General features: G+C 44.6%; 26 protein-coding genes. 12 read left to right on the top strand and 14 right to left on the bottom strand.

All coding sequences use genetic code 11. The features are described 5' to 3' along the window. Positions 1–26: 26 nt before the first annotated feature. Positions 27–464 (bottom strand): host attachment protein, encoded by a 438-nt coding sequence (locus BUQ89_RS12745; protein WP_028462252.1) that lies wholly within the window; start codon positions 462–464, stop codon positions 27–29. A gap of 214 nt (positions 465–678) precedes the next feature. Here BUQ89_RS12745 and BUQ89_RS13330 point away from each other — a divergent pair, with 214 nt between their 5' ends. The 4 genes from BUQ89_RS13330 to putA all read left to right on the top strand — a co-directional run bounded on the left by BUQ89_RS13330 (position 679) and on the right by putA (position 4,881). Continuing rightward, positions 679–927 (top strand): hypothetical protein, encoded by a 249-nt coding sequence (locus tag BUQ89_RS13330; RefSeq protein WP_028462253.1) that lies wholly within the window; start codon positions 679–681, stop codon positions 925–927. After that, positions 831–1,049 carry a zinc ribbon domain-containing protein gene (locus tag BUQ89_RS14030; RefSeq protein ID WP_074202631.1) on the top strand — a complete coding sequence of 73 codons (219 nt, stop codon included), beginning with the start codon at positions 831–833 and terminating at the stop codon, positions 1,047–1,049. The genes BUQ89_RS13330 and BUQ89_RS14030 overlap by 97 nt, the downstream gene beginning before the upstream one ends. Before the next feature lie 145 nt (positions 1,050–1,194). Beyond that, positions 1,195–1,581, top strand: coding sequence for a hypothetical protein (locus BUQ89_RS12735; protein WP_028462254.1), 387 nt, complete (start codon positions 1,195–1,197; stop codon positions 1,579–1,581). Between the two features lie 144 nt (positions 1,582–1,725). Continuing rightward, complete coding sequence (putA, locus tag BUQ89_RS12730; RefSeq protein ID WP_028462255.1) at positions 1,726–4,881, top strand: bifunctional proline dehydrogenase/L-glutamate gamma-semialdehyde dehydrogenase PutA; 3,156 nt, start codon at positions 1,726–1,728, stop codon at positions 4,879–4,881. A gap of 78 nt (positions 4,882–4,959) precedes the next feature. Here putA and tnpA (BUQ89_RS12725) read toward each other — a convergent pair whose 3' ends face one another. Beyond that, positions 4,960–5,376, bottom strand: coding sequence for an IS200/IS605 family transposase (gene tnpA / locus BUQ89_RS12725; RefSeq protein WP_074202473.1), 417 nt, complete (start codon positions 5,374–5,376; stop codon positions 4,960–4,962). 30 nt (positions 5,377–5,406) lie between these two features. Here tnpA (BUQ89_RS12725) and BUQ89_RS12720 point away from each other — a divergent pair, with 30 nt between their 5' ends. Further along, on the top strand, positions 5,407–6,630 hold the full coding sequence (locus BUQ89_RS12720; protein WP_074202630.1) for an RNA-guided endonuclease InsQ/TnpB family protein: 1,224 nt from the start codon (positions 5,407–5,409) through the stop codon (positions 6,628–6,630). A gap of 366 nt (positions 6,631–6,996) precedes the next feature. Here BUQ89_RS12720 and lpxK read toward each other — a convergent pair whose 3' ends face one another. Continuing rightward, positions 6,997–8,007: a tetraacyldisaccharide 4'-kinase gene (gene lpxK, locus BUQ89_RS12715; RefSeq protein WP_036573870.1), complete on the bottom strand. Its 1,011-nt coding sequence runs from the start codon at positions 8,005–8,007 to the stop codon at positions 6,997–6,999. Positions 8,008–8,594: 587 nt separating this feature from the next. Between lpxK and BUQ89_RS12705 the strand changes: the two genes are divergently transcribed. Both BUQ89_RS12705 and BUQ89_RS12700 read left to right on the top strand, forming a co-directional pair. Beyond that, positions 8,595–8,816 (top strand): YceI family protein, encoded by a 222-nt coding sequence (locus tag BUQ89_RS12705; protein ID WP_083399563.1) that lies wholly within the window; start codon positions 8,595–8,597, stop codon positions 8,814–8,816. A gap of 97 nt (positions 8,817–8,913) precedes the next feature. After that, the gene (locus BUQ89_RS12700; RefSeq protein ID WP_051537718.1) at positions 8,914–9,804 is read left to right on the top strand and encodes an alpha/beta fold hydrolase; all 891 of its coding nucleotides are present in this window, start codon (positions 8,914–8,916) and stop codon (positions 9,802–9,804) included. Between the two features lie 165 nt (positions 9,805–9,969). Here the strand turns inward: BUQ89_RS12700 and BUQ89_RS12695 are convergent, their stop codons facing one another. Next, positions 9,970–10,830: a radical SAM protein gene (locus BUQ89_RS12695; protein ID WP_028462317.1), complete on the bottom strand. Its 861-nt coding sequence runs from the start codon at positions 10,828–10,830 to the stop codon at positions 9,970–9,972. A 45-nt stretch (positions 10,831–10,875) separates the two neighbouring features. Here BUQ89_RS12695 and queD point away from each other — a divergent pair, with 45 nt between their 5' ends. The 5 genes from queD (at position 10,876) to ald (ending at position 14,841) form a co-directional block, all read left to right on the top strand. Beyond that, positions 10,876–11,325, top strand: coding sequence for a 6-carboxytetrahydropterin synthase QueD (gene queD, locus BUQ89_RS12690; protein ID WP_028462316.1), 450 nt, complete (start codon positions 10,876–10,878; stop codon positions 11,323–11,325). 32 nt (positions 11,326–11,357) lie between these two features. Then, a complete protein-coding gene (locus BUQ89_RS12685) occupies positions 11,358–12,143 on the top strand; it encodes a TatD family hydrolase (RefSeq protein WP_028462315.1) in 786 nt (261 codons plus the stop codon). After that, a complete protein-coding gene (locus tag BUQ89_RS12680; protein WP_425434874.1) occupies positions 12,133–12,780 on the top strand; it encodes an ankyrin repeat domain-containing protein in 648 nt (215 codons plus the stop codon). Before BUQ89_RS12685 ends, BUQ89_RS12680 begins: the two co-directional genes overlap by 11 nt. Positions 12,781–12,817: 37 nt before the next feature. Further along, positions 12,818–13,558, top strand: coding sequence for an SDR family oxidoreductase (locus BUQ89_RS12675; protein WP_028462313.1), 741 nt, complete (start codon positions 12,818–12,820; stop codon positions 13,556–13,558). Positions 13,559–13,728: 170 nt separating this feature from the next. Continuing rightward, positions 13,729–14,841 (top strand): alanine dehydrogenase, encoded by a 1,113-nt coding sequence (gene ald, locus BUQ89_RS12670; protein ID WP_028462312.1) that lies wholly within the window; start codon positions 13,729–13,731, stop codon positions 14,839–14,841. 304 nt (positions 14,842–15,145) lie between these two features. Here the strand turns inward: ald and BUQ89_RS12665 are convergent, their stop codons facing one another. The 10 genes from BUQ89_RS12665 to tnpA (BUQ89_RS12620) all read right to left on the bottom strand — a co-directional run bounded on the left by BUQ89_RS12665 (position 15,146) and on the right by tnpA (BUQ89_RS12620) (position 24,286). Beyond that, positions 15,146–15,571 carry a nitrosocyanin gene (locus BUQ89_RS12665; RefSeq protein ID WP_028462311.1) on the bottom strand — a complete coding sequence of 142 codons (426 nt, stop codon included), beginning with the start codon at positions 15,569–15,571 and terminating at the stop codon, positions 15,146–15,148. Positions 15,572–15,833: 262 nt separating this feature from the next. Then, positions 15,834–17,051: an FAD:protein FMN transferase gene (locus tag BUQ89_RS12660; RefSeq protein WP_143071283.1), complete on the bottom strand. Its 1,218-nt coding sequence runs from the start codon at positions 17,049–17,051 to the stop codon at positions 15,834–15,836. Between the two features lie 68 nt (positions 17,052–17,119). Then, the gene (gene nqrF, locus BUQ89_RS12655) at positions 17,120–18,340 is read right to left on the bottom strand and encodes an NADH:ubiquinone reductase (Na(+)-transporting) subunit F (RefSeq protein ID WP_028462310.1); all 1,221 of its coding nucleotides are present in this window, start codon (positions 18,338–18,340) and stop codon (positions 17,120–17,122) included. A gap of 18 nt (positions 18,341–18,358) precedes the next feature. After that, positions 18,359–18,967: an NADH:ubiquinone reductase (Na(+)-transporting) subunit E gene (gene nqrE / locus BUQ89_RS12650; RefSeq protein ID WP_028462309.1), complete on the bottom strand. Its 609-nt coding sequence runs from the start codon at positions 18,965–18,967 to the stop codon at positions 18,359–18,361. After that, positions 18,967–19,632, bottom strand: coding sequence for an NADH:ubiquinone reductase (Na(+)-transporting) subunit D (locus BUQ89_RS12645; protein WP_028462308.1), 666 nt, complete (start codon positions 19,630–19,632; stop codon positions 18,967–18,969). Before BUQ89_RS12645 ends, nqrE begins: the two co-directional genes overlap by 1 nt. Before the next feature lie 5 nt (positions 19,633–19,637). Continuing rightward, a complete protein-coding gene (locus BUQ89_RS12640; RefSeq protein ID WP_028462307.1) occupies positions 19,638–20,507 on the bottom strand; it encodes a Na(+)-translocating NADH-quinone reductase subunit C in 870 nt (289 codons plus the stop codon). After that, complete coding sequence (locus tag BUQ89_RS12635) at positions 20,494–21,708, bottom strand: NADH:ubiquinone reductase (Na(+)-transporting) subunit B (RefSeq protein ID WP_028462306.1); 1,215 nt, start codon at positions 21,706–21,708, stop codon at positions 20,494–20,496. Before BUQ89_RS12635 ends, BUQ89_RS12640 begins: the two co-directional genes overlap by 14 nt. After that, positions 21,708–23,069 (bottom strand): Na(+)-translocating NADH-quinone reductase subunit A, encoded by a 1,362-nt coding sequence (locus tag BUQ89_RS12630; protein ID WP_028462305.1) that lies wholly within the window; start codon positions 23,067–23,069, stop codon positions 21,708–21,710. The genes BUQ89_RS12635 and BUQ89_RS12630 overlap by 1 nt, the downstream gene beginning before the upstream one ends. A gap of 189 nt (positions 23,070–23,258) precedes the next feature. After that, on the bottom strand, positions 23,259–23,696 hold the full coding sequence (locus BUQ89_RS12625; RefSeq protein WP_028462304.1) for a CBS domain-containing protein: 438 nt from the start codon (positions 23,694–23,696) through the stop codon (positions 23,259–23,261). A gap of 173 nt (positions 23,697–23,869) precedes the next feature. Continuing rightward, positions 23,870–24,286, bottom strand: a complete 417-nt coding sequence (tnpA, locus tag BUQ89_RS12620; RefSeq protein ID WP_074202627.1) for an IS200/IS605 family transposase — start codon at positions 24,284–24,286, stop codon at positions 23,870–23,872. Between the last annotated feature and the right edge of the window lie 27 nt (positions 24,287–24,313).

The raw sequence follows: 24,313 nt of genomic DNA, 5'->3' as shown, positions 1-24,313 counted from the left end.
TGTGGCTAATTTGAAATATCAAGGATTTAAAGTCGTTCGGGTAGGCGAGTGCGCAATTCTTCAGGTCGGAGCGCCGTGTAATCTTTGTCTATTTCCAGGGACAGCAAAGAGCTGAGAGGGGTATTGAAGTTAGCCCGTAGCAGGCCAAGAAACGCGGGTGCCGCTACTACTACGAGGCGTTCAAATGCATTCTCCACGCGTCCTTGCTCAAGCCGATCAGCAATTAACTTGGCGAAACGAATCTGTTCCTGTTCCTTGGGTTCGACTTCAACCGCCATAGCATGGCGGCCTTCGCCGTGGCTATCGAAGCTGCGCCCCGCGCGATCACTGCTGAGTTCCATCTGTTTTGCGCGTGCGTGGGGATTATCAAAGTTCATTAATTCGGTCAAAGCTGCTGTCGGCGAGTCTGCGGTAAAGAGTGTAGCATTGCCGCTGTTCGCGGTGAGAACCCAGATCTTGGTCATAATGTTTATCCTCTAAATTTCACTTGAAAGTTAAATATATTATGGATTTGCAAAAAACCGACATGAAGTCAGTCATCATAAATTATTCTGAGATGAAAGACCAGATGCTTTGAAAAATCAAGCCATGATTACCGCAAATGGTGGAGATGAAGTGGCACCACAAAATTAGACAAGTCGTTAAGCTCTGGTACGAGATAAATAGAGAGCCACGAATATGAGTAAGTCAGCAGCAGGTTCGATTAAGCTGCCAGGACGAAGTGTCAAAGCCAAAGTGGGCTTCAACAAATCGATTCTCGATCAGGACTGGAGTGAATCCCGCCGCCAGCTGGAATACAAGCAAGCCGGACGTGTCCGGCCTGCGGCCATGTGTCCGCCGAGAATCGCGCAACGCAATCCAAGTTCGCGTGTGTCGAATGTGGGTACACAGAAAATGCAGACCTCAACGTGGCCATCAATATTCTAAGGGCAGGACATGTCCAGCTCGTCTGCCAAGTGAACGATGCGGTAATGTCGTCAGCAAAAAGAACTCACCGAAGTCATCTGCTTCATTCCGGGGTAGAGACAGCAGGAATCCCCTGTCTTTAGGCGGGGGAGGATGTCAATGTGACTTTCGTTGTCAGTAAGCATCAGAAACTCATAGATCGGGCTCATTAACTTATCTCAATAATCCTTCTACAATGAATCTCGGTTCTGGGTGGGGAGAGTGTTAAATGAATCAGGAGTGACGATAATGGATATAGAAGCAGGAAAACTAGAGGCGCTTAAATTTCTCACTAACACGTATGCTAAAAATGTATGGGTATCTACTGGTATACATCTTGTTGCATTAGGCTGGTTATTGTCTGTTGAACGAATACACACGCTGATAATAGAAGAAATATTCATTCAAATTGGCTTAACTTGCATTTTGTCATCACTAGAATGCCTTCGTTGGTTTTTAAACGCTTCGATTTACCGCCGAATAAGATTATTGGAAGTGGAGGTGGCTAAGAAAATTAATACAGCACTTGCAAATGCATATACGGTTAAGCCTTATAGGTTTATATGTAGCGAGCTCATCATTTCCTTGTTGACAGTCTTTTCCATCGTTTTTATATGGCTTTATCCGCATTTGTGAAAGAATAAAGCAGTTTTAGCCGGTCAATTGGGGGCAAATGAAGTTTTTTGTATGGTAAGTTAGCTGAGTAGAGTAGTTTGCAAGATTATCTGGTTTTGTCTGGCCTCGATAAATGGCCCTACACTCAAGGCGAGGAGTTATACCATGCTATTTGATAAACCATTATTACCCGTTGATTCATTACGTGCTGCAGTTCAAGCCGCTTACCTGCTGGATGAATCCACGTGTATTAAAGCGCGTTTACATGCTGCCGCATTGCCTGTTCAAATGCGTCAACGCGTCCAAGAGATTGGAACGAGTTTGTCTGAGGGTATTCGTGAGCGCTATCCGCATGCGGGCAGTCTTGATGCTTTTATGCATGAATATGATTTGGCGAGTCATGAGGGAGTGATGCTGATGTGCCTTGCAGAGGCATTATTGCGCATTCCAGATGCAAAGACGGCTGATTTGTTAATCGAGGATAAGCTTTTTCAGGCGAACTGGGCCGAGCACATGGGCGCATCTGACTCCTTACTTGTTAATGCATCAACTTGGGCATTGATGTTAACCGGGCGTATTGCAAAACCGCATGATCGTGATCAACAACCTGGCTTTGAAGCCACATTACAGAGTTTAGTGGCCCGAAGTGGTGAAGTCGTCGTGCGACAGGCGCTTGTGCAAGCCATGAAAATCATTGCCCGCGAGTTTGTTATGGGGCGTACGATCGAAGAAGCACTTGCCCGGGCAGAAGAATCTGAGCAACGGGGTTATCGATATTCTTACGATATGCTGGGTGAGTCCGCACATACCCAGGCTGAAGCTGAAGATTATTTTGAATCCTATATGCATGCGATTGAAGCGATTGGAAAATATTCGGATGGTCGCGGGCCGGTTCAAGGCCCGGGTATCTCGGTGAAGTTATCGGCATTGCACCCACGTTATGAATTCTCGCAGCGTGAACGTGTCATGGCGGAATTGGTACCAAGATTAAAAACACTGCTGTTCAGAGCACGAGATTATGATATCGGTTTGACCATAGATGCTGAAGAAACAGAACGCCTGGATTTGTCGTTGACGCTGGTAGAAGCCGTTTTTTCCGATTCCAGACTTGCCGGGTGGGCCGGATTCGGGTTAGCTGTGCAGGCTTATCAGAAACGCGCTTTACCCGTGATTGACTGGCTGGAAGGGCTAGCCAGGCGGTATGAGCGAAGATTAGCTGTGCGACTCGTTAAGGGTGCGTATTGGGATAGGGAAATTAAACAGGCACAGGCCTTGGGCCTTCCTGGCTACCCTGTCTTTACCCGCAAAGCAGCCACAGATGTTTCGTTTGTTGCCTGTATGAAACGTTTATTTTCTGCCTCGCATTATCTCTATCCCCAATTTGCGACCCATAATGCTCACACAGTAGCTTCTGTGCTGGCAGTCGCAGGTGATGAGCATACCGATTTTGAGTTTCAGCGTCTGCATGGCATGGGAGAGATGCTTTATGATCAGATTGTGGGCGAGAGTGATAATAAGCAGGCATGTCGCGTCTATGCGCCGGTTGGTAGTCATGAACATTTGTTACCTTATCTGGTAAGACGATTACTGGAAAATGGCGCCAATACTTCTTTTGTTAACCACGTGCTGGATAAACAACGATCGATTGCTGAGATTATCGCTGATCCTATCGCGAAAATGATGGACCTTGAGGAAAAGCCGCATCCGCATATTCCGTTACCGCAGGATCTTTATATGCCCGATCGGGAAAATTCAAAAGGAATCGACCTTACGGATCCCATGATGTTGCAGAATTTAATGCACGAGCTGCAATCGTTTACTTCGTTAGCACCATGGACAGCGAATCCCTTAATTAACGGTATTGTTGAAGCGGATGGTGATGAGCGGCCAATCTATAACCCGGCAGACCATCATGATACGGTTGGATTAGTCGTTGAAGCCAGCGTTGAGCATGCCAAGAAGGCGATTGGAATAGCACAGGAAGCCCAACATAAATGGGACGCCACCCCCGTAGATAAACGTGCCGCCTATTTGCAGCGTGCGGCTGACTTATTCGACTCTAATCGAGCTGAGTTGATGGCATTGTGTATGCGGGAAGGCGGTAAAACGGTCGATGATGCCGTTGCAGAGATACGTGAAGCGAGCGATTTTCTGCGTTATTATGCCATGATGGCTTGCCAGGGATTTGCACAACCATCGATATTTCGTGGTACTACCGGTGAATATAATGCCATGACACTACACGGGCGCGGTGTGTTTGTCTGCATCAGTCCGTGGAATTTTCCATTGGCAATTTTTACAGGTCAGATTGGAGCAGCACTGGCTTCGGGTAATGCGGTGATTGCAAAACCGGCTGAGCAAACACCGTTGATCGCAATGCGTGCAATACAACTTCTACATGCGGGCGGCATCCCGTTTGAGGTGCTGCATTTCTTGCCTGGATCAGGAAAAAGGGTGGGTACAGCACTGGTAAGTGACGCGCGCATTGCCGGTGTAGTTTTCACAGGTTCAACCGAAACGGCACGAGCAATCAATGGCGTATTAGCAAATAAGCCTGGACCCATTATCCCGTTAATCGCTGAAACAGGTGGCCAGAATGCCATGATTGTCGATTCTTCCGCTTTGACTGAGCAGGTAGTGCGCGATGTAATCAGTTCTGCCTTTCATAGTGCGGGGCAGCGTTGTTCAGCACTCCGTGTATTGTATTTACAGGAGGAAGTGGCTGACCGTATTATAGAAATGCTGACCGGCGCAATGGCTGAATTAAACATTGGTAATCCGTGCCTGCTATCAACGGATATCGGCCCTGTTATTGACAGTGTTGCGTTGGAAAAACTGAAATGCCATTATGAAATGATGTGTCATAACGCGCAGCTGCTTTGTCAATGTTCGCTTCCGGAAGGTACGGAAGAGGGGACTTTCTTTGCGCCCTGTGCCTTTGAGATCAAGGATATGAGTTTGCTGACGCACGAAGTATTTGGTCCAGTCCTACATATCATACGTTATGCTTCTCAAGAGCTGGATAACGTAATTGAAGCGATCAATAATACTGGCTATGGCCTGACGCTGGGTATTCATAGTCGTATTGACTCAAGGGCGGATTATATTCAGAAGCGGGTTAAAGTGGGTAATATCTATGTTAACCGTAACCAAATAGGAGCAATAGTTGGTGTGCAACCTTTTGGTGGTGAAGGGCTCTCGGGGACCGGTCCGAAGGCGGGTGGACCACATTATTTATATCGTTTTGTAACTGAACGAATGGTAACGATTGACACTACTGCGGCGGGAGGTAATACCACACTGGCAACGCTCTCTGATTGAGTCAATAGAGGATTTATCAAATAGCGCGTAAAACTTCGTCCTTCAGGGCGGAGATATAAGCGCACAGGCGAAGCCTGTTTAATGCGGTCTTTGCTGTTGTTCAATATATTGCTTAATAATCGAGAGTGGTGCTCCACCACAACTACCCGCAAAATAGCTTGGACTCCAAAGCATATTACCCCAAAGCTTATTTTTAATTTCGGGATAATTCTTTTTGCGAATAAGTCGGCTTGAAACGCCTTTCAAACTATTTACCAAGTTAGAAATAGCAATTTTTGGTGGATAGTTAACTAAAAGGTGAATATGATCATGCTCACCGTTAAATTCCACCAATTCTGCTTCAAAATCCAAACACACGTTTTTAAATATTTCTTCCAAATCAATTAATACCCTTCCGGAGAAAACATCTCTACGGTATTTTGTTACAAAGACCAAATGGACATGAAGATTAAAAACACAATGTCTTCCTGTTCTTACATCGTTATTAACTTGCATAGACCAATTCCTTTTTGTATAATTATAACCATGAAGCAGATTATACGCAAAGCCTTTAAATTTCGACTCAATCCAAATTCTGACCAAGCACAGAAGATGGTTGAGTTTGCGGGTGCTAATCGGTTTGTTTGGAATAAAGCCTTAGCAATGAATCTGTTCAGATTAGAGCAGAAACAGCCATTGCTTTGGTACAACGAGTTGTCATTTTGGCTAAAGCTATGGAAATCCTCAGAAGATTATGGATTTCTAAAAACCGTTCATTCTCAACCGTTGCAACAAGCCTTAAAAAACTTAGAAAAAGCGTTCAAAGACGGTTTTGATAAAAAACAGCCTTTAAAACGGATTCCAAAATTCAAGAAAAAAGGTTTGAGTGACAGCTTTCGTTATCCACAAGGATTTAAGCTGGAGCAAGAGTCTAGCAAAGTGTTCTTGCCTAAAATCGGTTGGGTGAAATATCGTAATTCACGCCAAGTCATTGGTGACGTTAAAAATATGACGATTTCCCGTAAAGGCGGTTATTGGTACGTGTCGATTCAGACTGAGTACGAGACCGAGCTAAAGCGTCATAGCTCAACCAGTATGATTGGTGTTGATATGGGCGTTACCCGCTTTGCAACCTTGTCAGACGGCTCATACGTAGAACCTTTAAACAGTTTCAGAAAGTTATCAAAGAAACTGGCTTTTGAACAGCGTAAGCTGTCTAAAAAAGTCCGTTTCTCTGCTAACTGGAAAAAGCAGAAACAAATCATTACCCGACTGCATGAGCGTATTGCCAATGCTCGTTTAGACTTCTTACACAAAACCTCAACCGAAATCAGCAAAAATCACGCAATGGTCGTAGTTGAGAATTTAAAGATAGGAAGCATGTCTAAGAGTGCCAAGGGCAGTGTTGAAAAGCATGGTAAAAACGTCAAAGCGAAATCGGGTCTAAACAAATCCATTCTTGACCAAGGATGGGGAATGTTCGTTTCGTTCTTGGAGTATAAACAGGCTTGTTCAGGCGGGGATGTATTGAAGGTAAACCCTCAATACACCTCTCAAACCTGCCCTGGATGTCAACATGTTAATCGTGACAATCGCAAAAGCCAAAGTGCTTTTGAATGTACAGAATGTGGATTTAAAGCCAATGCCGACTTGGTAGGTGCCTTGAATGTACTTGAGCGAGGACATCGCTTGTTAGCCTGTGGAGTTGAAACGTTAGTTTCGTCTAAGAAGCAGGAACCAGTGGCAGTAGCAATACAAACCTACTCTTAACGGCTTAATAAGTCGCTAGGAATCCCCTTCGTTTAGGAAGGGGAGGATGTCAACAGCGATAGCATAAAATCAGCTGAGACCTTTGCAAAACCCCCATAGTTGAAAAGTTAATTCTTTATAATCAATATTCTAAAACTTCCGGCGAGGGTTTTTGCAAAAGCCTCCTATCAGCGAAAAGGTTTATAAGAAGCAGGTGTTTTTACATAATCGACATACCAGCGTATTAAGAGATTTGGTATCCATAAATAAGACCGCTGCATAACTGGTTATCTCGGGCTGGGCAAGATTTTTAAGTGTTTGATTTATCAATGCTGCAAGTAATCAGAAAAGCTCAAAAATACAGTTATGCAGCGGTCTTTAAATCGCTTACTTAGACTTTTTTAGACTTTTTAAAATCACATCTTGCAAATTGCCATAAATAGACGCTCTGACTGACAATGCCCAAAGTGTCGAGTCAGCGAAATTGACACACTTTGCGGCTTCTTCTTCTGGCATGAGAACCGCTTCGGCATCGGGAAATTGGATATCCTGTCTGATAAACCGGTGGTGTTCAGAGAAGGCGTGGAGTTTGGCGTTTAGATTAATACGTCGTAGTTGATTTAAAAACCACGGGTAATGGTTTATACCGGCAACGGCATGTAATCGCTTATTCATAAATGTGGCGGGCGCAGCGTGAGAATCTGGATTTAATAGATTGTAGAACGTGTCACTAACCAATTTCATATTGAAAACAGGCGCCCAGCCGCGAGTATCAGCGTATCGTTTTCGCTCCTCATTTATAATTACGGCGTCCACATTGTGCAAGCGCTTGAGGCTTTCCCGCAATGGTCCTGCAGGCAGGATCAGGCCATTGCCAAAGCTTGCTTCACTGTAATTTATTACTATGATTTCAAGATCACGTTGTAGGCGATGATACTGTAGCCCACCCTCATTGATCAGTACATTGCAATCGGGATGTGCGGCTAGCAGTGCTTGCGCAACGATAACCGGGTCATGGCCTACCCATACCGGACAGATAGCGCCACATTGCTGCGCCAGTAACAATGATTTGCCGTTTACGATAGCCGGATCGCTGCTGGCAGTGACGGCCATGGGGGAGATGGGAGAATCGGTATCAGTATGACTCACAATCCCGGGTCGCATGCCTTGCGAATGTAACAGCCTAATCAGCCAAAGAATAAATGGTGTCCTGCTTTCATCGTTGATGGTCATACTATCGACCACGATAACAGGTACTGGCAGACTCACAGAAGGAAATAAATCCAGCCAATAGCCTAATCTTCTTAATGATATAAATGAGTTAAATAAGAGACTTAATGGCCACAACAAAATGTGCAGTGGTGTTATGCGATGCCAGTAAAGTTCAGATAATTTCATTGAGTACCTCTCAAAGATAACCGCAGTTTCTATTTTTATGCTCGCTGATTCTAGATTAGCAAATGAATACCTACTGTTCGCGAAAATAATATAAGGCTTTCACCATGGAAAGTCTGGTTAACTTAGGTGGCTTGTAGGTGCCTTATCTGGTTCCGGATGGCCTCTCAAGTTAGCGTATATGATAATGAAGTTCTGGATGAGTGGCGATGTCTGATTGAACATTTCTTTTTAAGGCAGATCAGTGCAATGATTCTATTTCGTTTTGCAGTTTCATTACTGGTTATTCTGCTATTATTTTTTGTTAGTCAGATATCAGCTGCGCCAGAAATGTATAAACTGAATCCAGCGCAGACACATTTACATTTTGCAGTAAGTTATCTGGGATTTTCTACTATATATGGCTGTTATTGAACCCAGATTTTCCATTAGGAATTTCCCAATAACGAAAAACTAATGGAATGAATAGCCTACATCAAAACAATCAGGAAGAAAAACTTGCAAATTAAAGCAACCATAATTTAGAGAATTCCAAATGTATTCAATAGGTTCTTCTAATGGCTTCCATTAGGAAATTCTCCTAATGGAAAATTTGGGTTGAAGGTAATCTTACCTTGCTCGGCATTACCCGACGATTAACCTTTACGATAACTGCTTTTGGATGCGGGATGAATTCGATAAACGGACAGATAATGTGTGGTATTGGTGCTACAGCGAATATGAAACGTTCAAGCTTTGGGATGAAGTATGCTTTGCCGATCGTGGGTGATGAAATAAAATTGATGATTGAAGCTACAGGCTATCAAGGATAGGCCGGATGCTATTTAATAATCGGGCATACTTGACGAGTTATCTGAAAGTTTCTGAATAGAAAAAATAAATAAATTAAGCGTATTAGAAAGGATCGCAATGCAAACTAAACGACTACTCCTTCCTGCATTTCCATATCAAGATAGCACTGAGAAAATACGTGGTATTGCTTATACTGACTGGGGTGATCCAGATAACGCTCATGTGGTGATCTGTGTGCACGGTCTCACACGGAATTGCCGCGATTTTGACTATCTAGCACGTGTATTAGAGAAGGATTGTCGGGTGATCTGTGTTGATGTCGTAGGGAGAGGTAAAAGTGACTGGCTCGATAATGCTGAGGACTATGATTGTTATCTGCTCTACATTGCTGATGCTCTATCACTGGTTACCCATATTCAAGCACAGTATACGACGCCCATTAAGCTGGATTGGGTCGGTATTTCGATGGGAGGGTTGATAGGTATGATGTTGGCAGTGCAGCCGGAAATATCCATACCTGTACATAGATTGGTCATGAGTGATATTGGTCCATTTATTCCGCTAGCAGCCTTATCCAGATTATCTGAATACGTGGGTAAAGATATCCGCTTTAATTCTTTTGATGTATTTCTGGCCTATTTGAAAAAAATATCTGCGACATTTGGTCCGCTGACCGATGCGCAATGGCATCATTTGGCCATACACAGTATTCGCAGGTATGCGGACGGGACTCTGGGCTTCTGCTATGACCCTAAAATAGAGATCAGTTTTGAAAAACATGTTCTTGAGGATATTAATCTATGGGAGTATTGGGATAAACTCAGGAGTCCTACGCTTGTATTGCGGGGCACCGAATCCGATATTTTACTTGCTGAAACAGCGGCAGAAATGCAGATACGCGGTGCTAAAGCTAAAGTAGTTGAGCTGCCTGGTATTGGCCATGCGCCCTTGCTGATGGATTGTGAACAGATTGAAATTGTAAAGGAATTCTTGCTGGCACCCGAATAATTGATAATTTCTTTTTGCTGGAAATGCTAGAAGCAAATTTGAATCAGAAAACAACGATGCTGATTGATGTGTCCTTTAGTGAGTACAGTAAGGAAGAAGGGCGCAGTCGAACTACGAATATGTTGAATGAAAGTGGCAATAAACGTCAGAAGATGCTGTTGAGAATCAGGGGTTTAGTTTGACAGCAAGGCCCAATGCCTTGATTTTTTCAGCAAATGACTGCATCCATGCTTCGCTGACTTTTGAAAGCATGGGTGCTTCTGGCTGCATTGATGGACGGGCAAGCCCATATAATAAAATACCTTTTATTGGTACGGCATCTTCTAATAAACGGGCAATAAATCTGAGATAAGCGTTGGATTCTTTGTCGGTGGGTGGTGTGCCATTTATTTGAAAAATACAGGTTTGTAACCAGGTTGGGCAGAGTGACGCAGCTATTCGTAAATGATTGTTTACCTGCTTCAGGCTAATGTGGGTATTATTGATACGTTGTCTCCCTTCAAGCGTGATACTGTCAAGCTTGAACCAGACTTCGCCATTCAATCTGGCCATGTGATGCAAACCAGCTTGTACAGTTGCTCGATTGATCAGGCTACCATTGGTGATGAGAACGAGTTTCAGGTCTTGCGGTAACTCAAGCTGGCTTTTTACATGAGCGATGAGCGCAATGACCTGTTCAAATTCTTTAGCACTGGTTGGTTCGCCGTTACCGGATAACGCAATGTCGTTGATACGTCTTGCCGCCAGAGGAACGTGTTTTTGCATGAAACTGCCATGCAGCAGCTCATGTAGCAACGTCTGCAATTCCAGTTCAAGCAGGGCTAGATCGATTTTAGGTGCTGTCCCCCGTTTAAGATCGGGCACCTGACAATAAATACATCGCCAGTTACAGGCATTATTAGGGTTGAGGTTAATACCGACGGATACCCCCCCGGCGCGACGTGAGACTACCGGATAAACGTAGGTCATACCGACGCTATCGCGACTATGATCAGTGATATTCAATAGGTTAGAGGTGGGTTGCAATGTTACAATCTCGCGGAAATAAATCGCAATGTTACAATTGTACACATGTTAATCACTCGTAGATTGGAATTTGATGCGGGTCACCGTATTTCAACTCATAATAGCCAATGTCGCCATTTGCATGGCCACCGTTATGTTATTGAGATTACTTTATCTGGTGAAGTAATCTGTGAAGAAGGCGTTGCCGAGCAGGGAATGGTGATGGATTTTTCAGAAGTAAAGCAGATTGCTAAAACAGCACTAGTTGATAAATGGGATCATGCATTTTTGGTTTATTCGGGAGATATACCTGTCGTGAAATTTCTACAGTCTCTCGAAGGCCATAAAACAGTCGTGTTGGATACACAACCCACGGCAGAAAATCTGGCGTTAGCTGCGTTTCGTGTTTTGGATGAAGCTTATCAGGATAATTATGGTAATCATCTAAGATTAGAGCAAGTACGTTTGTTTGAAACTCCGAATTGCTGGGCAGATGCAATTCGTGAAAGGGGCTAACTATTTTTTAATCATTCACATTTACGTTCGCTATGTTTATCGATTCTCATTGTCATCTGGACTTTCCTGATCTCGCCAGCAATCTTGATGAGTTGCTCTGTAAAATGCAGGAGAATAAAGTTACGCATGCACTTTGTGTCAGTGTCAACCTGGAGGATTTTCCACGTGTATTGGCGCTTGCACAAGCCCACCATAATCTTTTCGCATCAGTTGGCGTGCATCCTGATTATGAAAATCTGGCGGAGCCAAGTGCAGAACAACTGGTCATGCTTGCTGAGCATCCCAGGGTGATTGCCATTGGTGAAACAGGACTCGATTATTTTCGCCTTAAAGGTGATCTTGAATGGCAGCGGGAGCGTTTTCGGCAACATATCCGTGCGGCCCGGCAATGTAATAAGCCACTGATTATTCATACGCGTGCGGCTGCAGCAGATACATTGCGTATTATGGCAGAAGAGCATGCCGATGAAGTGGGGGGAGTAATGCACTGCTTTACCGAAAGCTGGGATGTGGCACAACAGGCAATTGCCATGAATTTTTATATCTCTTTCTCAGGTATCGTAACTTTCAAGAATGCGGTTAACCTGAAAGAAGTCGCTAGCAAGATTCGGCTGGATAGGATGCTGATAGAAACCGATTCACCCTATTTGGCACCAGTGCCGTACCGTGGCAAGCTTAATCAGCCCGCTTTTGTACGATATGTTGCGGAAGAAATCGCTAGTTTACGCGCAGTCAGTGTAGATGAAATTGCTGCGGCTACCACGAACAATTTCTTTGATTTATTTAAAGTTCCTAAAAATGAGATGCTTGCTAGTTAATCGCTGTGCGATCTTAATTCTGTTTCTTGTAACTACACTCTGTGCGTCCTTAAAGGTTTCTGCGGGCATTGAGGATGATTTTCTCTGGGCGGTAGAAGATAGCAATCTGACGGATGTCGCTAGTTTACTAGCCAAAGGAGCCAATCCCGATATTTTCAATAGACAGGGAGAAACGCCTCTAATGATCGCTGTTAAAACGAAGAATGACAAACTGATGCAATTGCTTTTGAATGCAGGCGCTAAACTTGATATACGTAACCGTTATGGCGAGACAGCGATTATGTTCGCTAGTTATAACGGTCAGACCGACATGGTTAGAAAACTTTATATCAAAGGGGCAGAAATTAACCACAGTGGGTGGAGTCCATTACTTTATGCCGCAACAAATGGTCATACATCAACGATTCGGTTGCTTTTAAATGGTGATGCAAAAATAAATGCAACCTCAGATAATGGCACAACGGCATTAATGATGGGGGTAAGAGGCAATCATATTGAGGCTGTCAAGCTGCTCTTGGATCGTGGTGCAGATCCGGGTATTAGAAATGAATTGGGTGATAATGCTTTGGACTGGGCTGTGAAGCGAGGTCATCAGGAAGTAATCACATTATTAAAAAATCATGGCGTACAGGAATAATTGGCAAATCTGTTGAATAATGAATGATATCCAGACAATGAACAAACTGCAGAATAAAGTTGCTATCGTTACGGGTGCCTCACGCGGTATTGGTGCAGAGATTGCACGTACATTAGCGTATGCGGGTGCCCAGGTTATTGTTAACTATGTCAAGAATCAACAGGCTGCAGATGATGTGTGTACGACTATTAGAAAGGCGGGAGGAGAATGCTTTGCAATCAGGGCAGATGTGGCTGATCCAGCTGCAGTTCGCCGACTTTTTGATGAAACGATAGTACGTTATGGCCATGTGGACATACTGATTAATAATGCCGGTATTCTGATTTTTAAAGAAATAGCGGATGTTCGCGACGATGAACTCGATCAAATAATCGATATTAATATCAAAGGTGTTTTTTATACATTGCGCGAAGCTGCTGCGCGCCTTTCGGATAATGGACGCATTGTTAATTTATCAAGTACTGTAACCCGGTTGATACTGCCACGATATGGGGTGTATGCAGCAACTAAAGGTGCGGTCGAGCAATTAACCCGTACTTTGGCTAAAGAAATGGGAGAAAGAGGTATCACAGTTAATACAGTTTCACCTGGACCTGTCGATACCGCATTTTTTAGAGCGGGAAAGACTGAAGCGGATATTAAACGTATGGCAAGTATGGCAGCATTAGATCGAATTGGAACTGTAGATGATATTGCACAAATAGTTTTATTTCTGGTCAGTGAACAGGCTAGGTGGATTACGGGGCAGGATATTGGTGCCAATGGCGGCATGGCATAGGTTTTGGCACTCATACTCACTGGGATGGAAATATTGATGTGATGCCGATAGATCATACAACCGCGACAGATGGGGCACAGGAAGCATGGCTGGAAATTGTATAGCAGTGAATTGAGTTGTTCGATCACGCTTAATATTAAAAATGGTTATTTCTATATTTAAGGATTTGCATGTTCATTGGTGTGCCTAAAGAAACCAAAACTCATGAGTATCGCGTCGGACTGACACCGGCTTCGGTACGTGAACTTATCATGCGTGGGCACCAGGTGATGGTGCAAAAGAGAGCAGGATTTGAGATTGATCTTAGCGACAATAAATATGAAGCCGTTGGAGCTGAGATCGTGGAAACGGCGGAAGAGATATTTGCCCGAGCTGAACTGATTGTAAAGGTGAAAGAATTACAAAAATCAGAGCTGGCTATGCTACGTGCAGGGCAGGTTTTATTTGCTTATCTGCATCTTGCTCCTGATCCTGCGCAGGCGAAGGAACTGATCGATTCGGATTGTGTTGCTATCGCCTACGAAACGGTTACTGGCGCGCAGGGTGGTTTGCCGCTACTTGTTCCGATGAGTGAGGTTGCTGGTCGTATGTCGATTCAGGCAGGTGCTAACGCGCTTGAAATGAACCAGGGGGGGCGTGGTGTATTGCTTGCCGGTGTGCCAGGCGTACCGGCAGCGCGAGTGGTAATCATTGGTGGGGGCGTCGTCGGCACCAATGCCGCTCGTATGGCAATGGGTATGGAAGCGCATGTGACTGTGCTGGATCAATCGCTTCACCGTTTACAGGAACTGGATTTGCAGTTTGGTTCCAAACTGAATACAGTGTTTGCAACAATGGATGCACTAGAAGAATATGTGCCGACAGCTGATCTTGTTATCGGTGCGGTACTCACGCCCGGAGCCGCTGCGCCAAAACTGGTCAATCGCGAGATGATTGGCGGGATGCGTCGCGGTTCTGTGCTGGTTGATGTTGCGATAGATCAGGGTGGTTGCTTTGCGACTTCACAACCGACTACGCTGGCTGATCCCATCTATACCGTTGACGGTGTGGTGCATTATTGTGTTTCTAATATGCCGGGTGCTGTTGCGCGTACTGCTACCTTTGCATTGAATAATGTCACACTGCCATTTGTTCTGGCGCTTGCCGACAAGGGCTATAAAAAAGCATTGCTGGATGATGTGCACTTACGCAACGGCCTTAATGTTTGTCGTGGTCAATTGACACATGCCGCAGTCGCGCATGATCTTGGTTTGCCCTATGTTGCCGCCATTGATGCATTGTAATGCTCAAAACAGCTTAGGTGCTTGGATAGATAACCAGTCTGAAACAAACTGCATAGTAGCAGGCTCATTATAGCAGGAAGGTATAGCCGATTTATCGTGTGAATCTGGATTTAATCCGCCACTCTTTGAGAGCGACGGATTAATATCGGATAAGTGATCTGTCGTCGTAGAACGCCGAGAAATCACAACCCGAATAGGACTTCAAATGATATCTACAATTGATATTCACTGTATTTTTATACATGGCAATCTGCATGTTAAAAAATAAAAATATTTCTCTCTTGTAGATTGTCAGGGATGCTTGTTACTGGACAACGTTTAAAGATCCAGACAGATGAATATTCTTAGGATGGAGTTGGCACCAGATAGTAAAGGCACCCGATTTATTAGCCACAAAGGTAATCGTTTTGGTTTCTCCTGCCTTCAGCACTTCCTGGATTTTGTAGGCATCGATAGAGAATCCTTCACTGATAGGTGATTTGTTTTCTACCTTGATGGATACTTTAGTTCCTTTTTGAACGGTCAGTGTTTCTGGTTCATTTAATACATTGAAGGCGCGAATATTCTTAACGGTTACACCTTCGACGTTGAGTTCTGGTATGTCGGTATCATAGGCGTTAATAACTACCGTAAAGCTTTGTTTTTTCTGTGCAGCGGCTTCTTCTGCTTGTACGGCGCTAACTGACAATCCAAGTACCAGGCTCAAAAATATAGCTTGAGTTAATTTCATTATTACCCTCCAATTAAGTTTACATTTAAGCGTAAGCATTCTTAAAAGAATGCATACATGGATACAATACCTTAACTGACAAAAAAATATTTTTCAGTCCTGAGGAAAGAAAAATCTTAATTGTCTATAGTATTATATCATTTTATATCAATACATTATAGGGTGAAAATAAGTATCTGGATTCTGGATGAGAAGCTCACCGAGACCAGTATAATTGCCTGAAAACAAGGGTAATGAATTCCGATACGGCGCCATCGATTGTTTAATGATCTCTGTCTGAGTGTGGTTTATTGTCTGGTTGTATTGGAGTAAGCCGTTTTTGGCATGCGCTGTTACAGCCAAGATCACATTTTAATCCAAGGCGTGCGAGTCCGCCACAACTGCCACCCAATGGTGGCCGTCCGTTTATGGCGCCGATTGCCATAGCGAGGATCGCGATTCCGATGATGGAGAAAGAAGCGATAAAAATCATCATGAAACTTTTTATACGATTCGGCTGAAAATCCCGGCTCATATGTTCTTCAAAAACACCATTACGGTTGATAATAAAAAGAACAGGTAGTCCCAATTGTTCCGCAACCCGCATTCCATGCTCGAAACCCAGAACCTGTAGTGCTGTAGCCCACGCATCGGCGTACATGCAGCTGTCGGTGATGACTGTCACGGAAGCCAATTGATTTTTTAGTGGCCAACCCGTGACCGGATCGATTGTATGAATATAGCGTTGGCCTGCGATTTCGAAGAAATTACGATAATCGCCTGAAGTGGCCAGCGCCGTATTTTCTAGTGTGAGTACTTTTTGTAAAGAACGGGTTTCCACTAGCGGTTTTTCGATTCCAATGTGCCAGGGTGCTTCTTGTGCATTATGACCCTGTACACGTATTTCTCCTCCGATTTCAATCATGTAGTGCTGGATGTCGTGGGATTGCAACAATTCAGCGACCTGGTCTACTGCGTAGCCTTTGGCAATACCGGAAAGATCAATCACTATGTCAGTGTGAGTTTTACGTATGGCGGGTAACGTTTCATGCAGTATTAACTTGTTTTGACCGGTTTGTTCACGTGCCGCCATGATTTCTACTTCGCTTGGGATGCGTCTTGGATGTATTTCAGGCCCAAAGCCCCAAAGATTGACTAATGGACCAACTGTAATATCAAAGGCGCCTTTACTTTTTTTGTGAACTTCAGAGGCTGCTGTCAGTACGGTGAAAAGTGAGGGCGTGACAGAAATCCAGTCTGTTGTTTTGGCACGGTTAAAACGTGACAGTTCCGAGTCAGGATCATAAGTGGACATCACGTGATTAATAGCGACAAGCAATGTTTCTATCTGGTTATGCAGTGTCTCAGGTGGTACCACTTCAAGGTTGTATCGATACTTCACACTGTAGCTGGTTCCCATAGTGTGCCCGCTAAGATGAGACAATGTGAGTGGCGCTTCAGAAAAAACCTGGTAGATGATCACGATAAGAAAAATGATCATGGACAGGATAAGAAAGAGGCGGTGTTGTGAGAAGTATTTGGTTGGCATAAGTTAAGTGGTGGTCATATTTAACTGCCGAAGTCGTCGAACAGGATATTTTCAGGTTCAACACCTAAGTCAAGGAGCATGGCTATTACAGCTTTGCTCATCATGGGAGGGCCACATAAGTAGAATTCGCAATCCTCTGGTGAAGGATGTTTGGCTAAATATTCTTCATATAATACGTTATGAATAAAACCGGTATGGCCTTGCCAGTGATCTTCCGGCAATGCATTAGACAGAGCAACATGCCATTGGAAATTATCATTTTCTTCAGCCAATTTATCGAAATCTTCAACATAGAACATTTCGTTTTTGGAACGCGCACCATACCAGAAAGAAATCTTGCGCCCACTTTTGATGCGACACAGCTGATCCAGAATATGTGATCGCATGGGTGCCATGCCTGCGCCGCCACCAATAAAAATCATTTCATTAGTGGTGTCGCGGGCAAAAAAATCACCAAATGGGCCGAGAATATTGACCTGATCGCCCGGTTTGAGTGCAAAAATATAGGATGAAGCTTGTCCTGGCGGAGCGCCTTCAGGCTGTGGCGGCGGTGTTGAAATGCGTACATTGAGCACGATAATACCTTGTTCTTCCGGATAATTGGCCATTGAGTAGGCACGTATGACCGTTTCTTCAACTTTAGATGTATACCGCCAGAGATTGAAGTGATCCCAGTCTTTGCGGAAGCGTGTTTCAATGTCGAAATCCTTAAAGGTGCAGGCATAAGGTGGGCATTCAATCTGAATATAGCCACCCGCCCGAAACTCGAGGTTCTCTCCAGCGGGCAGTTCCAGTACCAGTTCTTTAATGAAGGTAGCCACATTATGATTGGAACGAACGGTGCATTGCCATTGCTTGACGCCAAAAACCTCTTCAGGAACGGTGATTTTCATATCCTGCTTAACGGCTACCTGGCAAGATAAACGATAACCTGCGCGCGCATCACGCTTGTTGATGTGAGTGGTTTCAGTGGGCAGGATAGCGCCGCCTCCCTCAAAGATTTTGACTCGACACTGACCACAGGTACCGCTGCCACCGCATGGTGAGCTTACAAAGAGCTCGGCATCGGCAAGTGCGCCGAGTAGTTTGCCGCCTACGGGAACTTTGAGGGTGCGTTCATTATTCACAATCAACTTGACATTGCCGCTTGCCAACAGTACAGAACGTGCCCCCAGAATCATCAGTACTAATGCAATGACAATCGCGGTAAAAAAGAGGACGCCCAGAGTAATTTCTACCATGCGTAATTTTCCGTTAGGTCATAGTCGTATGCCGGCAAAAGCCATAAAACCCAATGCCATCAGACCCGCACTGATAAAGGTAATACCCAGTCCCTGCAGGCCATCAGGAATATCCGAGTATTTCAGTTTTTCGCGTACACCGGCCATTGCGGTAATGGCCAATGCCCAGCCAAAACCAGAGCCGAATCCATAGGTAATACTTTCCGCAAAATTATAATCCCGCTCTACCATGAATAAAGTGCCGCCCAGAATGGCACAGTTGACGGTGATCAGCGGTAGGAAAATGCCGAGTGCGTTATAAAGAAAAGGCACAAAGCGATCCAGGAACATTTCGAGGATTTGTACCATCGCGGCAATGACACTGATATAACTGACAAAACCCAGAAAACTGAGATCAACATCGGATAATCCCGCCCAATCTAAGGCCCCATCGCGCAGGAAATACTGGAAGATCAGATTATTGATGGGAACCGTTAATGTTTGTACAACAATGACTGCAATACCCAACCCGAATGCGGTTTCGATTTTTTTTGAAACGGCTAGGAAGGTGCACATCCCGAGGAAAAAAGAGAGTGCCAGATTTTCTACAAAAACGGCGGTAATGAATAGGTTGACGAGTGCTTCCATTAGGTAACCTCTGAATGACGATGTGCCTCGTGGATGCGATATTCGGCTTTCTCAACCTGTGTTTTTTTCCAGGAACGCACTCCCCAGATAATAAATCCGATCAAAAAGAAAGCGCTGGGGGGTAATAGCAAGAGCCCATTGGGAACATACCAGCCGCCGTCCTTTGCCAGGGGGAAAATCATATAGCCAAACAGGGAGCCCGAACCAAACAATTCCCGGACCGTTCCGACCGTGAGTAAGATAGCACTGAATCCCAGACCGTTGCCGAGTCCATCGAGAAAGCTGGGCCAGGGTGGATTCTTCATGGCAAATGCTTCAGCGCGTCCCATTACAATACAGTTGGTGATAATTAAGCCAACAAATACTGAGAGCTCCTTGCTGATCTCGTAAGCAAAAGCACGCAGGAATTGATCCACCACGATTACTAACGACGCGATAATAATCATTTGTATAATAATCCGGATATTAGTGGGGATATGATGGCGAATGAGGCTAATCAGGGTGTTGGAACAGGCAACAACCAGTGTGAGCGCAATACCCATGGTGATTGCAGTGGATAGTTGGGTTGTTACGGCCAATGCAGAGCAGATACCCAGCACCTGAAGCGTAATAGGATTGTTGTCTACTATTGGCGTAAATAGAATTTTACGAATTGCATGAGTCATGTAGTTTAACTCCTTTCTTTGCGTAAACGATTCAGATAGGGACCGAAACCCTCTTTGCCCAGCCAGAAATTCAGCAGGTTTTCTACGCCACGCGTAGTTAATGTTGCGCCGGCCAAACCATCCACCTTATGTCGTGCGGCGGCAGTATCCGTTTCGGTCTCGCCACGTATCGCTGATGTTGTGCCGGCCAAGCCATTAGCCTTGTATTGTGCCTCGGTGGCAGTCGTCCTGGTTCTGCCTTGAATGAGCTTGGCATACGGCTGCCAGTTCTCATCAAGAATAATTTTTCCCTTCCATAAAGCAAGCCATTGCGGATTATCGATTTCTCCACCGAGTCCGGGCGTTTCGGCGTGCTGATAAAATTTTAATCCTTGCACGGTGCGCAGGTCACCTTCAAGGGCTAAAAAACCATATAACGTGGACCATAATCCATAACCATAAACAGGCAAAATCAACGTTTTTATTCCCCCGGATGCATCATTGACCTGATAAACAGGTAAATATTTAGGTTTTCTTCTGATCTGGGCAAGATCCGCTTCCCGTTCAATCGGGGTGGATAAATCGATATCTTTTGTAGCTTTTACAATATCAAAGTTTTCCGCATCATTGATATCGATTGTCTTACCGCTACTCAGTTCCACCATATCAATATTTAGTTTTTGGTAGGCCTGGTCAATACTGATTCCAGGTGTTATCAATTCCGCAATTTCCACGATGATTCGTTTACGCTCGGCGCTCTGATTGGCTGTCTGAATGGGTTTGAGAAGCACGGTAGTACCAGCAACGATTAGTGAGCAAACCAGGCAGACACTCAATGCAACGAGTAATGTTTTACTATTGCTATTGTTAGGTGATGATGAATTAGATTTGGCCATGGCGTTTCAGTCTGCGTCGGATATTGATTTGCATTACAGCATAATCAATGAGTGGTGCAAAAATATTGGCAAATAGAATGGCGAGCATAATGCCTTCAGGAAAAGCCGGGTTACTCACACGAATCAGTATCGTCATGCATCCGATCAGAATGCCGAATATCCAGCGTCCTGCAGTCGTCATGGCAGCTGAGACTGGATCAGTTGCCATAAAGACCATGCCAAAAGCAAATCCACCGAGAACAAAGTGCCAGTGCCAGGGCATGGCTGCCATCAGGTTAGTGTCACTGCCAACTATATTGAATAGGAGGGTAGTGCCGATCATTCCCAGAAAAACACCCACTATGATGCGCCACGAAGCGACCTTGGTGTAGATGAGAAAGGCGGCGCCTATTAAACAAGCGAGCGTAGAGGTTTCACCCAAAGAACCGGGCATCAGACCGATAAAGGCATTCCACCAGTTATAACCATTGGCGCTGATGGCTTCCATGCCGCCAATAACGCCCAGGCTTAGCGGCGTTGCTGCAGAATAGCCATCTATGGCAACCCATACCTGGTCACCAGAAATGTCAGCCGGATAAGCAAAATAAAGAAAAGCGCGTCCAACCAAGGCAGGATTCAGGAAATTCTTGCCCGTGCCACCAAAAATCTCTTTGCCAACCACGATACCGAAACTAATACCCAGGGCGACCATCCATAGTGGCATATCTGGAGGCAGGGTCAAGGCATATAACAGGGAGGTCACTAAAAAACCTTCATTGACCTCGTGTTTACGTATGATGGCAAATAGGACTTCCCAGAAACCACCCGCTATCAGGGTAATGAAATAGATCGGTAGAAAATAAAGGAATCCATATGCCATATTGGCCAGAATGCTATCAGGGCTAAAACCAATATCGAGTGTATAGAGTAAGGTTGCGCGCCAGTCTGTTGGTGTTGTTCCAAGCTCGAAAAGCGCCAGATTAGCCTGATAGCCGGTATTAAACCAGCTCCATAAGATACAGGGAACGAGCGCGATGACAACGTAGCTCATCAAGCGTTTCAGATCGACTCCATCCCGGACATGAGGCGCGCTTCGGGTGGGAATGGGCGAGGTATACAAGAAGGTATCAATCATCTCGTATAAGGCATGGTATTTCTCGAGCCGGCCGCCTTTGGTGAATGTGGGGCGTATGCGTTCAAGGAAACGCTGTATTCCGAGCATTAGCCTTCCTTTTCTATTTGTCTTAAGTTCTCTCGTAATATAGTGCCGTAATCATGTTTGCCTACACATGTAAAAGAGCATAACGCGAGGTCTTCTTCATCCAGTTCAAGACAACCCAGTTTTTGGGCCATATCAGTATCACCAACAACCAGATAGCGTAAAAGTTGTGTAGGTAGAATATCAAGAGGCATAACTGCTTCAAAACTACCCGTAGGTATCATGGCTCGAGGGTCCCCGTTTTGACTGGTAGTGAATGCATAGGTTTCGCCTCGATTGCGAAAGAAGCTCGATAACATGACATTTAGTTGGGAATATTTTCTGCGGCCGGGTGCGAGCCAACCCATGAATTTTCGTTCAATTTCTTCCTTAAGTACGGATATCTGTAGATGGTAGCGTCCTAAATAAGCTGACCAGTCAGCTGCACGACGACCGGACCAAACTGATCCTGAGATGATTCGGTTTTCTGCGGATTGCAGGTGTTCGCCAGAAAGTAATTCGTCAAGGGAGGCGCCCAGGCGTGTTTGCAGTAATCTGGGGCGTTTGATTTGTGGGCCTCCCAGTGCAATGATGCGTTGTGTCCAGAGCCGGCCGCTCACAAACAATTTGCCGATTGCAATGACATCCTGATAGTTCAGATGCCAGACAGTTTTATGCGCGTTGACAGGCGCTATGAAGTGGATATGTGTCCCGACCAACCCGGCTGGATGAGGTCCCTCAAAATGGGCTAATTGCAATCGATTTAAATTGTCAGGCAAAGGGAATTCAGCTTCCGATGACTTGCATACCCATAATGAATCGGTGGTGAGTTGTGCCAGCACACGCAAACCATGCCCAAAGGATTCCGCTTCTGCCGTAATGATCGGAGCAGGGTCGGCAGCCAGTGGATTGCTATCGATGGCTGTGACGAAAATGGCGGATGGGCGGGTATCTGGATCGGGAGTTTTACTGTAAGGACGGGTGCGCAATGCTGTCCATAAACCGGATAGCAAGAGATTTTCTATAATTTGATCTGCTGTCAGATCAGAAAGCTGATCGGGCGAATATGCAGCGAATACTTCTTCCGCTTCAGTTTCATCCAGGCGAATAACAATGGATTGAAGTGTGCGCTGGGCGCCACGATGAATCGCAATGATTTCCCCCGCACCTGGCGCCGTAAAACAAATATCGGGCAGTTTTTTGCTCTTGCATAATGTTTGCCCAAGTTTAACCACGTCTCCTTCAGCGACCAACATGGTAGGTTTTAGATCAATATAATCTGCGCCTACCATGGCAACGTGGCGTATGGCCGGGGCACGCTCCACTTGCTGTTTTGGCTTGCCGCTAATGGGCAGATCCAAGCCTTTTTGAATCTTGATAAGCATAGGGCCTCGCGTGATTTTTTACTTGTGGCGTATCTTGATCACCTATCATCGAAGAATAAAAACGTAATGTTGTCAGCTGGAGCAAGTAAGCATGCTAGCGATGTCTTTCGATTAATCAATAAATAACACCATCAATACTGGCTTTCAGTATTGCTGCACGCCAAATGAGTCCAGCCGCTATATTTTGTCTTATTCAGGTGTGTCGTAAATATAGCGTTCAAGCTGATGGATGATAAACTCATGCTGTGAAATGGTATCTTTAACCAGATCACCGATGGAAATGATTCCGATCAGCTGCTCATCGTCTAATACAGGCAGATGGCGTATCCGCATTTCAGTAATCAGTGCCATGCAATCTTCATTCGTATAATCTGGACTAACGTAAGCTACCTGCTGTGTCATAATATCCTTCACCAGAATATCCTTCATCGGTTTATTCAGCAAATAGGATTTACGAGAAAAATCCCTTTCTGTCACAATACCAATTAGCTTGCTGTTTTTCAGTACGAGCAGCGCGCCAATATTATCAGCTGCCATCAGCTGCATGGCATCGATTATAGATTCATCCGGCCCGATACTGGCAACACCGTGTCCTTTTTCCCGCAACAATTGTTTTACAGTTTTCATAGTACTACCTCCTTTGTTGAGCTCAAAATTGCTATTCTTTTTTCATGAGTCTTTGTGTCTATAGTATAGCAACGTGGAAAGTGGGTAACCTTAAATCGTAGTGAGTTTTTATCAAATAGCGCGTAAAACTTCGTCCTTCAGGGCGGAGATATAAGCGCACAGGCGAAGCCTGTTTAATGCGGTCTTTGCTGTTGTTCAATATATTGCTTAATAATCGAGAGTGGTGCTCCACCACAACTACCCGCAAAATAGCTTGGACTCCAAAGCATATTACCCCAAAGCTTATTTTTAATTTCGGGATAATTCTTTTTGCGAATAAGTCGGCTTGAAACGCCTTTCAAACTATTTACCAAGTTAGAAATAGCAATTTTTGGTGGATAGTTAACTAAAAGGTGAATATGATCATGCTCACCGTTAAATTCCACCAATTCTGCTTCAAAATCCAAACACACGTTTTTAAATATTTCTTCCAAATCAATTAATACCCTTCCGGAGAAAACATCTCTACGGTATTTTGTTACAAAGACCAAATGAACATGAAGATTAAAAACACAATTTCTTCCTGTTCTTACATCGTTATTAACTTGCATAGACCAATTCCTTTTTGTATAATTATA

Origin of the sequence: Nitrosomonas cryotolerans ATCC 49181 (genome assembly GCF_900143275.1) — a bacterium.
Classification (GTDB): Bacteria; Pseudomonadota; Gammaproteobacteria; order Burkholderiales; family Nitrosomonadaceae; genus Nitrosomonas; species Nitrosomonas cryotolerans.
Note: the sequence above shows the minus strand (reverse complement) of the source record. Positions and strands in the feature narration are given on the sequence as shown.

Bases quoted from the DNA above. Each gene is read 5' to 3' on its own strand.
- BUQ89_RS12745 (WP_028462252.1), bottom strand. From the start codon at position 464: ATGACCAAGATCTGGGTTCTCACCGCGAACAGCGGCAATGCTACACTC.
- BUQ89_RS13330 (WP_028462253.1), top strand. From the start codon at position 679: ATGAGTAAGTCAGCAGCAGGTTCGATTAAGCTGCCAGGACGAAGTGTC.
- BUQ89_RS12735 (WP_028462254.1), top strand. From the start codon at position 1,195: ATGGATATAGAAGCAGGAAAACTAGAGGCGCTTAAATTTCTCACTAAC.
- putA (WP_028462255.1), top strand. From the start codon at position 1,726: ATGCTATTTGATAAACCATTATTACCCGTTGATTCATTACGTGCTGCA.
- tnpA (WP_074202473.1), bottom strand. From the start codon at position 5,376: ATGCAAGTTAATAACGATGTAAGAACAGGAAGACATTGTGTTTTTAAT.
- BUQ89_RS12720 (WP_074202630.1), top strand. From the start codon at position 5,407: ATGAAGCAGATTATACGCAAAGCCTTTAAATTTCGACTCAATCCAAAT.
- lpxK (WP_036573870.1), bottom strand. From the start codon at position 8,007: ATGAAATTATCTGAACTTTACTGGCATCGCATAACACCACTGCACATT.
- BUQ89_RS12700 (WP_051537718.1), top strand. From the start codon at position 8,914: ATGCAAACTAAACGACTACTCCTTCCTGCATTTCCATATCAAGATAGC.
- queD (WP_028462316.1), top strand. From the start codon at position 10,876: ATGTTAATCACTCGTAGATTGGAATTTGATGCGGGTCACCGTATTTCA.
- BUQ89_RS12685 (WP_028462315.1), top strand. From the start codon at position 11,358: ATGTTTATCGATTCTCATTGTCATCTGGACTTTCCTGATCTCGCCAGC.
- BUQ89_RS12675 (WP_028462313.1), top strand. From the start codon at position 12,818: ATGAACAAACTGCAGAATAAAGTTGCTATCGTTACGGGTGCCTCACGC.
- ald (WP_028462312.1), top strand. From the start codon at position 13,729: ATGTTCATTGGTGTGCCTAAAGAAACCAAAACTCATGAGTATCGCGTC.
- BUQ89_RS12665 (WP_028462311.1), bottom strand. From the start codon at position 15,571: ATGAAATTAACTCAAGCTATATTTTTGAGCCTGGTACTTGGATTGTCA.
- BUQ89_RS12660 (WP_143071283.1), bottom strand. From the start codon at position 17,051: ATGATCATTTTTCTTATCGTGATCATCTACCAGGTTTTTTCTGAAGCG.
- nqrF (WP_028462310.1), bottom strand. From the start codon at position 18,340: ATGGTAGAAATTACTCTGGGCGTCCTCTTTTTTACCGCGATTGTCATT.
- nqrE (WP_028462309.1), bottom strand. From the start codon at position 18,967: ATGGAAGCACTCGTCAACCTATTCATTACCGCCGTTTTTGTAGAAAAT.
- BUQ89_RS12645 (WP_028462308.1), bottom strand. From the start codon at position 19,632: ATGACTCATGCAATTCGTAAAATTCTATTTACGCCAATAGTAGACAAC.
- BUQ89_RS12640 (WP_028462307.1), bottom strand. From the start codon at position 20,507: ATGGCCAAATCTAATTCATCATCACCTAACAATAGCAATAGTAAAACA.
- BUQ89_RS12635 (WP_028462306.1), bottom strand. From the start codon at position 21,708: ATGCTCGGAATACAGCGTTTCCTTGAACGCATACGCCCCACATTCACC.
- BUQ89_RS12630 (WP_028462305.1), bottom strand. From the start codon at position 23,069: ATGCTTATCAAGATTCAAAAAGGCTTGGATCTGCCCATTAGCGGCAAG.
- BUQ89_RS12625 (WP_028462304.1), bottom strand. From the start codon at position 23,696: ATGAAAACTGTAAAACAATTGTTGCGGGAAAAAGGACACGGTGTTGCC.
- tnpA (WP_074202627.1), bottom strand. From the start codon at position 24,286: ATGCAAGTTAATAACGATGTAAGAACAGGAAGAAATTGTGTTTTTAAT.